Origin of the sequence: Grimontia marina (genome assembly GCF_900060185.1) — a bacterium.
GTDB lineage: Bacteria > Pseudomonadota > Gammaproteobacteria > Enterobacterales > Vibrionaceae > Enterovibrio > Enterovibrio marinus.
This window is the reverse complement of sequence record NZ_FIZY01000057.1, coordinates 17567-28606: the sequence shown is the minus strand read 5'-3', so window position 1 is coordinate 28606 and position 11040 is coordinate 17567. Positions and strand designations below refer to the sequence as shown.

Annotated in this window: 10 protein-coding genes; 5 read left to right on the top strand and 5 right to left on the bottom strand. The window is 47.4% G+C overall.

Annotation, left to right across the window (positions count from 1 at the left end):
- Nucleotides 1-978: 978 nt before the first annotated feature.
- The 3 genes from katG (at nt 979) to GMA8713_RS21160 (ending at nt 6752) form a co-directional block, all read left to right on the top strand.
- A complete protein-coding gene (katG, locus tag GMA8713_RS21170; RefSeq protein ID WP_062714017.1) occupies nt 979-3189 on the top strand; it encodes a catalase/peroxidase HPI in 2211 nt (736 codons plus the stop codon).
- 263 nt (nt 3190-3452) lie between these two features.
- Complete coding sequence (gene gfa / locus GMA8713_RS21165; RefSeq protein WP_198159557.1) at nt 3453-4025, top strand: S-(hydroxymethyl)glutathione synthase; 573 nt, start codon at nt 3453-3455, stop codon at nt 4023-4025.
- 198 nt (nt 4026-4223) lie between these two features.
- A complete protein-coding gene (locus GMA8713_RS21160; protein ID WP_062714012.1) occupies nt 4224-6752 on the top strand; it encodes a hypothetical protein in 2529 nt (842 codons plus the stop codon).
- 78 nt (nt 6753-6830) lie between these two features.
- Here the strand turns inward: GMA8713_RS21160 and GMA8713_RS21155 are convergent, their stop codons facing one another.
- The 4 genes from GMA8713_RS21155 to GMA8713_RS21140 all read right to left on the bottom strand — a co-directional run bounded on the left by GMA8713_RS21155 (nt 6831) and on the right by GMA8713_RS21140 (nt 8315).
- Nucleotides 6831-7253 (bottom strand): hypothetical protein, encoded by a 423-nt coding sequence (locus GMA8713_RS21155; RefSeq protein ID WP_046305938.1) that lies wholly within the window; start codon nt 7251-7253, stop codon nt 6831-6833.
- Between the two features lie 119 nt (nt 7254-7372).
- Nucleotides 7373-7663 carry a YciI family protein gene (locus tag GMA8713_RS21150; RefSeq protein ID WP_062714009.1) on the bottom strand — a complete coding sequence of 97 codons (291 nt, stop codon included), beginning with the start codon at nt 7661-7663 and terminating at the stop codon, nt 7373-7375.
- Nucleotides 7660-7983 carry an antibiotic biosynthesis monooxygenase family protein gene (locus GMA8713_RS21145; protein ID WP_062714007.1) on the bottom strand — a complete coding sequence of 108 codons (324 nt, stop codon included), beginning with the start codon at nt 7981-7983 and terminating at the stop codon, nt 7660-7662. Before GMA8713_RS21145 ends, GMA8713_RS21150 begins: the two co-directional genes overlap by 4 nt.
- Entirely contained in the window at nt 7980-8315 is a 336-nt protein-coding gene (locus GMA8713_RS21140; RefSeq protein ID WP_062714006.1) for an NIPSNAP family protein, read from the bottom strand. The genes GMA8713_RS21145 and GMA8713_RS21140 overlap by 4 nt, the downstream gene beginning before the upstream one ends.
- A 136-nt stretch (nt 8316-8451) precedes the next feature.
- Between GMA8713_RS21140 and GMA8713_RS21135 the strand changes: the two genes are divergently transcribed.
- Together GMA8713_RS21135 and GMA8713_RS21130 are read left to right on the top strand one after the other, a co-directional pair.
- Entirely contained in the window at nt 8452-9120 is a 669-nt protein-coding gene (locus tag GMA8713_RS21135) for an ArsR/SmtB family transcription factor (RefSeq protein WP_062714004.1), read from the top strand.
- A 110-nt stretch (nt 9121-9230) separates the two neighbouring features.
- Entirely contained in the window at nt 9231-9806 is a 576-nt protein-coding gene (locus tag GMA8713_RS21130) for a DsbA family protein (protein WP_062714002.1), read from the top strand.
- 63 nt (nt 9807-9869) lie between these two features.
- Here GMA8713_RS21130 and GMA8713_RS21125 read toward each other — a convergent pair whose 3' ends face one another.
- Complete coding sequence (locus tag GMA8713_RS21125) at nt 9870-10961, bottom strand: TRAP transporter substrate-binding protein (protein WP_062714000.1); 1092 nt, start codon at nt 10959-10961, stop codon at nt 9870-9872.
- Nucleotides 10962-11040: the final 79 nt, after the last annotated feature.

Here is an 11040-nt window from a genome sequence, read left to right as displayed (position 1 = left end):
ACAATGAACAAGGATGCTATTGCGACTAAGCAGGCGCAGTTGTCTAAAAAATAGGGAAGCTGGTATTTCAGCTTCCCTATTTTTTGCTTGATTTCTTAATGGCAAAAACGGCTTTTTCAGGGCCGACTATGTAGATGGCTAATTATCTCGTTCAGAGGCGTCTTAGCGATAAAGCAAAGGTCGGCGCTTCCGCATTGAACATGCTGCGCGTGCGCTCTGAATTCATGCCCACAGTGGTGGAGATTGATATTCTTATTTGCCTCGAATTGAACGCATTGATGACCTCTGAATGCGAGTATCTTCAGGTCGTTTGGGTATGTAAAAGCGAGTGACCATTCGCAAACCATATGAAAACTGAATATTTTTCAGTATTCTTAATTTCAGAACAAAGCAATTAAATGCATATAAGTAAATAAACAGCCAAAATAATCGATTAGAAAAGAATTAATTTGCTATTAAAATAATTCAAAAACCAAAAGATACAGCTCTTACTTTTCACTCAACATTCCATTTTATATTAGTCACTTAATGAACAATAAAAAGTAAACGTGGCTACACTTTCGTTTTTACCAATCATAGCCATCGAAATATTCCCTTTTATCGATTGGGGTTTTCATTTCTATAATTAAAAAATGACGAATAATTAGTCAATCTTAGATCGATAACATAACCCACTCTCTACAAGAGAAGATACAACCATCTAAAGTACAAAGGGTTAGACAACCACCGTTATTTCATACAGCGTAAATCGCAGTGGGTAACACGTGCTTATAAATTAATACAAAATCAATTTTTCATTAGATGAAAAAAATAAGTCTGAGCTTTATTTTTTAAACAATAGAAGAATCTCGTTCAGAAAATTCATCTAATTCGAATTTTCTGATGAAGATTGAAAATGGAAAATCCAATTAACTTTTCAATGTTAATAAACAACTCACGAAAAGAAAAAAACAGTTGGCATGACCAAAGGAGGCAATTATGTTTAAACGTACCCTACTCTCCATAGCCCTTACTGGAGCGCTAATTTCAGCGCCGGCCATGGCTCAGGGAGAACCAAAGTCCAACCAATTCTGGTGGCCTGATCAACTCAACCTCGCTCCACTCCGTGACCATGGTCAGGAATCCAATCCTTATGGCGAAAGCTTTGACTACGCATCTGCATTTGAACAACTCGATCTCAATCAAGTGAAGAAAGACATCTCCGATGTACTCACCACTTCCCAGCCATGGTGGCCAGCGGATTATGGTCACTACGGGCCTTTCTTCATCCGTATGGCTTGGCACGCAGCCGGAACTTATCGTGTTCATGACGGACGTGGCGGAGCCGGTGGTGGTCAACAACGTTTTGACCCACTGAATAGCTGGCCGGATAACGTCAATCTCGACAAGGCTCGCCGACTGCTTTGGCCGGTGAAGCAGAAGTATGGGGCAGCAATTTCTTGGGCTGATTTAATTGCGCTGACCGGCAACGTAGCGCTAAAGTCAATGGGCTTCAAAACCTTTGGTTTTGCCGGTGGACGTGAAGACGATTGGGAACCGGATCTGGTGTACTGGGGGCCGGAAGAAGAAATGCTCGCAGATGAGCGACGTGACGAAAACGGTAACCTGAAAGAAGGGTTGGCAGCCGTTCAAATGGGCTTAATTTACGTCAATCCTGAAGGCCCAGGCGGTAACCCTGATCCGCTTGCTGCAGCGAAGGATATTCGTCATTCATTTGGTCGCATGGCGATGAATGATGAAGAGATCGTTGCCCTGATAGCTGGCGGTCATACCTTTGGTAAGGCTCACGGCGCGCACAAACCGGAAGAGTGTGTGGGCGAGGCCCCGGCAGGCGCACCGATTGAGGACCAAGGCTTTGGCTGGAAAAGTAAGTGTGGCGATGGCAACGGTAAAGACACCGTTAGCAGTGGCCTGGAAGGTGCATGGACAGTCACTCCCACTCAATGGACCACTAACTACTTAGACAACCTGTTTAACTTCAACTGGGTGCTGACTGAAAGCCCGGCTGGTGCAAAGCAGTGGATTCCAGATAGTGACGCAGCAAAACTCCTGGTGCCGGATGCCCACGATCCGACCAAACGCCATGCGCCCATCATGTTTACCACTGATATCGCTATTAAAGAAGACCCTCAATTCCGCGCTATTGCAGAACGATTCCGCCAAAACCCGGAAGATTTTGAACTGGCATTCGCTAAAGCCTGGTTTAAACTAAACCACCGCGATCTTGGCCCTCGCGCCCGCTATATTGGTACAGAAGTACCAGAGGAAATTCTGGTATGGCAAGACCCAGTGCCAGCTGTTGACCATCCGCTTATCAACGACAAACAGGCTCAGGAAATCAAAACCGCTATTCTTGAAACCGGCCTGACAGTACCTGAGCTGGTGAGAACCGCATGGGCTTCTGCTGCAAGCTACCGTGGTACTGACATGCGAGGCGGTGCAAACGGCGCGCGGGTCGCTTTGCAACCTCAAGTTGACTGGCCGGTAAACAATCCAAAAGAACTGAAGAAGGTCCTCAAAGAACTCACCAAGGTTCAGAAAGCTTTCAACAAAAATGCCGGCGACACCCAAGTTTCTCTGGCTGACGTAATAGTGCTGGGTGGTGATGCCGCCATTGAAAAAGCGGCGAAAGCAGGTGGCGTCGATATATCAGTACCTTTCAACCCTGGTCGTACTGATGCAACGCAAGACATGACTGATGTGGCGTCATTTGCGGTGCTTGAACCAACGGCTGACGGTTTCCGAAACTATTATGATCCTACAAGTAACTATCGATCTCCTGCAGAGATGCTGGTAGAGCGTGCTGACCGACTCACACTGACAGTGCCAGAAATGACTGCTCTGATTGGTGGTATGCGCGCCATGAACGCCAATAGTGATGGTTCGAGTAATGGCGTATTTACGGATAAACCAGGTACTTTGAATAATGCTTTTTTTGTGAATCTGCTGGACATGTCTAACGCATGGACACCTTCTGAGACTGAAGAGGGTATCTACGTGGGTTACGATCGCGCTAGCGGCGAACAGAAATGGACAGCCACACCCGTTGATCTCATCTTTGGCTCTAATGCAGAGTTGCGCTCGATAGCGGAGGTTTATGCCTCCAATGACGCTCAGCAAAAGTTTATTGACGACTTTGTTCAAGCCTGGGCAAAAGTGATGAATAACGATCGCTTCGATCTTAACTAATCCATTAATGCATAAGCATTTTTCGCGCCGTCTTTGACGGCGCTTTTTTTGCCAACAGCCCCAAAGTCCATCCTTTAAAGACACGGCAACAATGTTTTGCCAGCCAGCTCGTACTCAATCCTGAACCTTCGCATTAGGCTTAAAAAGTCGCTCATCCCAACCCGCTCAATCAGGTTAATGTGCGACCTACGTTATCCAAGGTTACCCATGGAGGACTAACCATGTGGAAAGCAATTAAGGACGCTATTGCTAAGGTGTTACCTATGACAATTTCAATTCATCCTGCCGTCGATAGTGGCGTGCAAATCAACGATACCGCTGGCTTTTCTGGCGGTACGTTGACCTGTAAGTGTGGCAGCAATCCAGTCGTGGTCAACATATCCTCACAAACCGCTCACAACCATGTGTGCGGTTGCTCGAAGTGTTGGAAACCAGAAGGAGCAACATTCTCTCAGATCGCCGTAGTTTCAAAGGACAACCTCTCGGTCGGTGAGAATGCTGACAAGCTCTTTATCATTGACGAAAGCGCAGCCATTCAGCGTCATGCTTGCCGTGATTGCGGCGTGCATATGTATGGCCGTATTGAAGACGCCAACCATCCTTTCTATGCGCTCGATTTTGTTCACACCGAGTTGTCGAGAGAAAAAGGTTGGTCACCGCCAGAGTTTGCGGCGTTTGTGTCTTCCATTATCGAAGCTGGCACCCCCCCAGAGCAAATGAATGCCATCAGGGAAAGGCTACATGAATTGGGGCTAGAGCCTTATGACTGTCTCTCTCCACCACTAATGGATGCCATCGCCACCCATGTTTACAACCAGAGTAAGGCTGCTGGTTAATTCCTATTGTTTAACCCTTTTTACTACTGGCTTAAGCGTGTGCCGGTTTGCCACCGGCTTTTTCTTCAATCTAGACCGTCTACCTAAGTTAACCAAAAATCAAGTCATAATATATATCGAATGTAAATAAAATTAGACATCAATCCATTACTGATTTGCGTAGAGTTTGAGGCAATACATGGAAAAGAGCGCCGAAAAATGTGTAACCTACGCCAACGCTATCCCAGAACATGGAATGCCGTCACCTCCCCTTTCCGTATCACCGCAGATGCCTTAAACCGCCTGTTTCAGTTACTTTATAACTGGCTGATTAGCCTTCTCGAAACAGGTGAGCTCACGATTGAGTTGGAATCTGTCGGCGAGACTCCTCAAGCTGCCAAAGCCTTTTGGCAGAGAGACCGCGAAGGCGTTATCGCCATGGCGCAACGAAATCAGGTCAAGCTTGAGCAAGCGCTCAGGCTTCGTGATTTGAATGGCGATCCTGTGCCGCCCTCAGATGAACGCTACGATTTCCATGTCGTCATGGGAAAAGGCTATTTCCCAATTGTCGGAAACTTGTTAGTCCCCACGGGCTCCGGAACTTTCAGAGGGCAAGGTAGCTATGTAAGAAGGAAAGCCCTCTCCGGCGCCTTGCGCGACGTCACCACGCACCCCACCGCACTATGTCCAATTGGTGGCTCAAATAATGATGGCATTTATACCCAATGTGGCTCTACCCTTTTATTTGATTTTGCCGTCAGCGGCTGTCTAAAAGATCCAGGGGATGGAGGTAACGGCATCATCATTGGTCATACGCCGCCCCAGCCGAGTGTTGCAGCAAGTTCTCAGCCCAACTCCCCGAAATACTGGGCAGGTCAGCCAAACCGCCTACCGCAAAAGCGATTCAACATCCCTTTGGTTTGGTCTGATCTCACCAGCTTTCAGCTCAATAATGGCGAAGGTGATACGGAAATCATCGTCCCTGCTCGCGGCACCTACAGCGATTCCAAAGAAGTATTGCTTGATGACACCATCGATGTGCCACTCGTCCGTTGGGTCAGAGCTTTTGATGCCAAGGGAAAAGAAGTCGCCCGTATCGCCAACATCGGCAAGAAACTGGATGGTAAATCCGTTGGTATCAAAGCATCCGACAAGCAAACCACCAGCAAACCCAAAACACAGGGTGAAACAAGGGTCTACCATAAACCCATCAAACGTTTGGATACAACAACAACCGTTGTGGTGCCGGGTGGCTTACCCTCGTCAACAAAAACGGTCGAAGTCTCCTTCTATAATATGGAAGCCTATTACACTCTGCTTTCACAAATGACCCCTTATCTTCCGGGCAACTATTCCACCACTGCCCGCGCTTCATACAACGAGTTTATGAACATTGTCGTTGATGCTATGCCATGGAACGGCTTTGTGGGCATTGATGGTGCTTACAACACCCACGTAAACCTGATGGCGCGGGAAAATGGTCTGGACGGATGGTATTTCCCGGGCGGCTACGAAGACTACATGCACAACAGCTTTATTGGCTGTGCAGCGGTTAATAACGATGGTTGGGGCATATATATGTCTGATCCAACCCTGGGCAGTCGAAACACGGCTGACGAAAACCGTTGGCCAACCCCTGATGGTCAGCTGGAAGTACACCGTAAATGGACCTACATTGCATCGTCGAACGATCTCGGAAACTTTGACTGCTACGGCAACAAAGGCGGGGCAATTTATATGGGTGCCTGCTCTAACTCCATGCAGACTGGCAGTGTCGAGCACCATTTTGACAGCAACAACTACGACCCTTTCAACACCACTCAATATGGTGACCGCGCAGACCGGAACCCACTGCGTTGGACCAGCTTGATCGTATTCACAGCAGATTCGCGCCAAAATGAAATGGTGATCACCAGTACCCCTACAGATTCCCGTCGCGTCACCTACTGTAAAGCGCGTTTATTTTGGGAAACCCCAAGGTCAAGCTACCCGGACAGCAATGTCTACAGTGGTCTTAGTGGTAACCATTACACACACCCAAGACCGGATGATCTGGGTTCTCTGGTCAACGTGCGCCCGCCATCTATTGCTCACCTGCATATCACCCCGTACGATGAAAACGAGCGTGCAGCTGGAGATTTACAGGTAGAAAAAGGTGGCGCGGTTGAGTTGCAGGGGCTTTTCGCAGGAACCCGGAAGGTGCTCTTCAGGCCCTGGATTTATGACATTTCACCGCCGAAAAACCACCTCCCTCATGGTTGGAAGGTGGTGTTTTCTGCCAAAGACAAGAAACTCCCCGGCGCGGGGAAAGACGTCGCCCTTTCGGCAGATTCGATTGGTATTGCAGGCCAACATAAGCTCGATACCTTGTACTTCGGCACTCATGTACAGAACTTCAAAGGCGTTTCTATCGAACCTAGCAAAGTATTTACCATCTCTACGGATATATCGTTTCTGAGCGAAGATTTCGACGAGATAGATATGAACTTGCTGTCGGTTTCTGCCAACTATTTGGTCGATGAAATCAAGAAGACAGCAGGAACCCCAGCACCGAAACTGCCAACGTCCCTGTTAATCATGCCTGCCAGAATACGTTTGTGGAAAAATGCAGCAGGCGCGAAGAAGTTTTACGTGGAAATTCCGCTGCTGAATACCGATGACGATGCCATCAGTTTTCCAGATACCACTGACCGTAAACACTATTTCAAGATTAAAGTGGAGACCGCCACAGAAGACGATTCAGTCTAGCTGAGTCATCCAGAATAGGGAAAAGATAAGAGAAAGGGAGAGCTTCGGCTCTCCCTTTCTCTTGCATTCGCGGATTGTTTAAGCCCACTTCACCGATTCAGGCAACGTTTGCTCAAGAGCGAAGATGTGGCGAATCAATTGCGCTTCATGGGTTGCTTCGTGTTCAAGCAAATAAACCAACAACTCGTCTCGCTCTGGCGTCCAGTGGCTAATGGTATTTACCACTTCATCGAACGCGACTTCGGAAGATTTCAGTTTCTCGATCACATCGCCACGACGTTCGGTCGATGCCAGTGAACATTCAAAGCCTGCCCATTCACCTTTTAACAACGATTTCGTATAGCTCTCCCGCGCACCGACAATACACCACATATGTTCACCAACAGACTTATTCTTCGGTACATTCAAATGGGTGGTAAACAGCTCTGGGTTTAAGGTATCAACAATCTCATTTAATGATTGAAAACGTTCGCGCAGGTTCTTTAAAACAACGTCTCTCATGGTCTTCCTTGGGCTTTGAAACGAAAATCTGCACGAACCTTACCACATCAAAATACTGTATATTTAGACAGCTATCTCAAATCAAACTTTTGACCATGAAATAGAATAATTTTCATATTTCATATAATTACGTATTCATCAAACGCTTTACCCCAAACTTTTAATTGGTAGCTACGAAACTCAGGTACGTAATAAGGGTCTTGTTCGATAATCGCCTTTGCACGAGCCAGACTTGCTACCTCCATGATCCAAAGACCACCAACATACACGCCCCCCTCTTCATCTCTTAGCCCACCGCCAACCAGAATCTCTGATTGGTTGGCGCGCAGAAAATCGAGATGTGCCTGACCATGCTGTTTACGGTATTCAAGCATCTCTGGAGTATCAGTAAAAACCGCAACCACTCTCATCGTTCTTCTCCTTGCTGGGCATCCAGCCAGTAATCTCTCACCACGTTTGCAACGCGAATACGATAGTTTTTAAACAAGCTTTCTTTTCCTTTTTGCTGCGCCAGTTGATGACGAAGGTTATTCCGCCAATGAGCGATCGCCTCTTCACTTTCCCAGAAAGACAGCGACAACATATGTTCCTCATTAGTCAGACTCTGAAAGCGCTCTACTGAGATAAACCCTTCAACCTCCATCAGTTCCTCACGAAGTACGGCAGCTATGTCAAGATACGTGCTTTTGTGCTCAGTATGGGGTTCCACTTCAAAGATAACGGCGATCATTTTGCTACCCTCGCTCCTTGCTTGTAGGTCGCATCCACCACTCTTAGGAATGAACGTTTTTCAGCTGCAATAAACTGCTCTTTGTTGGCGAACAGAAAATTCCGCTTCCCCGCCTCATCCGATCTAAGCCGTTCGCGGTAGGTTTCATACGATGCTAAATCTGGAAACGAAATCAGGCCATAGGCCACATCGTTAGTGCCTTCATGGGGCATGAAATAGCCCAGTAAATCGCCTCCACACTCAGGAATAATCTTTCCCCAGTTCTTGGCATATTTTTCAAACTGACTTTGTTTGAACGGGTCGATACGGTATTCAATGAAACAGGTGATCATGGCTCCACGTCCTTATCCTTGTTGAGCGTTGGATAACAGCTTAAGCGTTGAAATCTCCCTATGCTTCGAGCGTCGTCGAAGTATTCCCTAGCCACGACTGCTAACCTTATCGCAGTCAAATCATCGAGTTTTTGAAATGGAACCGGACATCACTCAAACCGCCGCGCTTGTTGCCGACAGCGCCCGATCAAAAATGCTCATTGCACTGCTCGGCGGTAAAGCGTTGACCGCAACTGAACTGGCGTTGGAAGCCGACATTTCTGCGCAAACCACCAGCAGTCACCTGGCAAAGTTGGTCGAAGGTGGTTTGCTGGTAGTGCGTAAACAAGGCCGACATCGATACTTCCAACTTGCCGGTTATGAAATCGCAGAATTACTCGAACAACTCATGAACGTAACCGCTTCTATCAACCCTATTCACACTGGCCCTAGCGATACATCACTTCGTCATTCTCGTGTGTGCTATGACCATTTGGCCGGTGAAGTTGCGGTTCAACTCTATGATTCTCTGGTGGCGCAAGGTTTGATTGAAGATGCGTTAATTGAAGCGAAGCTGACGGAAACAGGGAAAGCATTCTTTATTGACTTGGGTGCTGATATCGAAGCGTTTGAAAGACAAAAGCGTCCTGTTTGTAAAGCCTGCCTGGATTGGAGTGAAAGGCGAACGCACATAGCGGGAAGTCTAGGAAAATGGATATTGGAACATTTGTTGAGCCAAGGTTGGGCGCAACAATTACCGGACTCAAGAGTTATCGAATTTACGCCTAAAGGTATCATCCGTTTCAGACAGACTTTTATTGCATAACGTACTGATTCAAAGTCGCATTTGTGACTCAATTAGGGTCTAGAGACGACCTGAATCCGTTAGCTACACTTAGCTCAACACAACAACAACGAGCTAAGGACAAGGACGTTATGAGCATACCGATTCCCCACCGCCCGAGCGGCTTTCTACTCGGTGACCCAGCCGCATCCGTCACCATTGATGTTTTCGTCGACATTCAATGCCCACATTCACGTGCTATTTGGCCGAATCTGATGGCGGTAATGGTGCATTACAATGGGCAGTCCGTGAGCCTGAAAACTCACCTCATTACACTAAGTAACCACCGTCAGTCGTGGGACATGAGTTTGGGATTATTTGCTTTGGCTGAAGGTGATTCAGAGAAGTTTTATCGCTTCGCCACCTTCTTGTATGAGCGGCAGGATACTTTCTACAACGGCCAGTTTCTCCATAAGACCCATGAAGACTTGAGAAACTTGGTTGCTGATTACGCCGTGGAACATGGCAAAGTTGACCGTGAGGCTTTCATCGAGCGAATGGACAGTAGCGATGTTTACGTGCAGGGCAGAACGCCGATTCGCTATGCGGCGACGAGATCAGTCTGGGCTACACCCACGGTGTTTATTAATAATGCGGGCTTGGTTCCGGTCGACCACCATTCCAGCTTGGAAGACTGGCAGGCAGCAATTGATCCCTTGTTGAAATAGCCAAACTATGTAAAAAGAAAAATCAGCCCCGAGAGGCTGATTTTTTTGTTCCCTTACAAACCGCTAAGAGAGGTCTGCTTTATCCGCTGCTGCAATCTGTTGTTGCGCCTTTTCGGATTCTGATTTGAGTAAGTCAAACCACTTCTTACCGTCTTTCACGTTCTCCTGGAACCAGATATAAACTGGCGCTGCGGATTCCTGAAACTTGGCTTTTTCTTCTGGAGTTGGCACGTAAAGCTTACCGCCAGCTTTCTTGAAGGCATCGTAAGCGGCGATCGATTTACGCTTTGGAGAAGCGAACGTTGCCTGTTGCAGTGCACGGAAGCCATCGACAATCACTTTGCGTAGCTCTGGTGGCATATCCAGGAAGGCTTCGTTGTTCATGTACCAAAGCGCTGACATGTAGGCATGACCGTCCAAAGTAACGTATTTCAAACCTGCTTCTGGGAACTTCATGCCCATGATGTCGGTAATGCCGTTTTTCGAACCTTCAACCACACCCGTTTGGAATGAGGTGTAAAGCTCAGGCCATGGGATTGGTGTTGGGCTTGCACCCAGCGCTTTCACCAATACCTGTGGCAAGTCAGCAACCACGGTGCGGATTTTCAGGCCTTCCAAATCACTTGGCTGTTTCACCGTGCGCTTGGTGTTAGCAAAGTTACGCCAGCCGCCAGTGTTACCTATTGCCATCAGACGCAGTTTATCATCGGTATCGGCAAGAATAGCTTTACGCAGTTCACGCACGAAGTCACCCTGCAAAACGGCTTCTGCGGTACGGTCATTTGGCAGTACATAAGGGAGATCGAGAACCTGAATATACGGGAACATGTTCGCCGCACCGCCAGAGGTGGAAATATAGATATCGACTGAACCGTCTTCTACCGCCTGAATACACTCGGTACCGTTACCACAAAGTTGGGTACCAATATAAAGATCAACTTTGATTTTGCCGTTCGAGTGAGATTCAACGAAGTCTTTAAAGACGATCAGGCCATCATAGTCTTCGTCATTTTCATTGGAGTTAGCCACTGCGCGAAGGTTGAAGTCCGCCGCCATGGCTGGCACTGACAATGCTGCGGTGGTCATTAATCCAGCCAGCAACGCCAGAGCACTTCCCTTCAATGCTTTACACATTTTGTTTACCGTTATTTTCATACTTCACCTTTTCACTTCCGTGATTGCCAGCCCAAAGGCTGTTCCACATAAGGTGAGAACTTACGTTCTCAGTTTATAA

Coding starts and splice junctions, on each gene's coding strand:
- GMA8713_RS21150 (WP_062714009.1), bottom strand. CDS start 7,663: ATGAGAGTGGTTGCGGTTTTTACTGATACTCCAGAGATGCTTGAATAC.
- GMA8713_RS21145 (WP_062714007.1), bottom strand. CDS start 7,983: ATGATCGCCGTTATCTTTGAAGTGGAACCCCATACTGAGCACAAAAGC.
- GMA8713_RS21130 (WP_062714002.1), top strand. CDS start 9,231: ATGAGCATACCGATTCCCCACCGCCCGAGCGGCTTTCTACTCGGTGAC.
- GMA8713_RS21140 (WP_062714006.1), bottom strand. CDS start 8,315: ATGATCACCTGTTTCATTGAATACCGTATCGACCCGTTCAAACAAAGT.
- gfa (WP_198159557.1), top strand. CDS start 3,453: ATGACAATTTCAATTCATCCTGCCGTCGATAGTGGCGTGCAAATCAAC.
- GMA8713_RS21135 (WP_062714004.1), top strand. CDS start 8,452: ATGGAACCGGACATCACTCAAACCGCCGCGCTTGTTGCCGACAGCGCC.
- GMA8713_RS21155 (WP_046305938.1), bottom strand. CDS start 7,253: ATGAGAGACGTTGTTTTAAAGAACCTGCGCGAACGTTTTCAATCATTA.
- GMA8713_RS21160 (WP_062714012.1), top strand. CDS start 4,224: ATGTGTAACCTACGCCAACGCTATCCCAGAACATGGAATGCCGTCACC.
- katG (WP_062714017.1), top strand. CDS start 979: ATGTTTAAACGTACCCTACTCTCCATAGCCCTTACTGGAGCGCTAATT.
- GMA8713_RS21125 (WP_062714000.1), bottom strand. CDS start 10,961: ATGAAAATAACGGTAAACAAAATGTGTAAAGCATTGAAGGGAAGTGCT.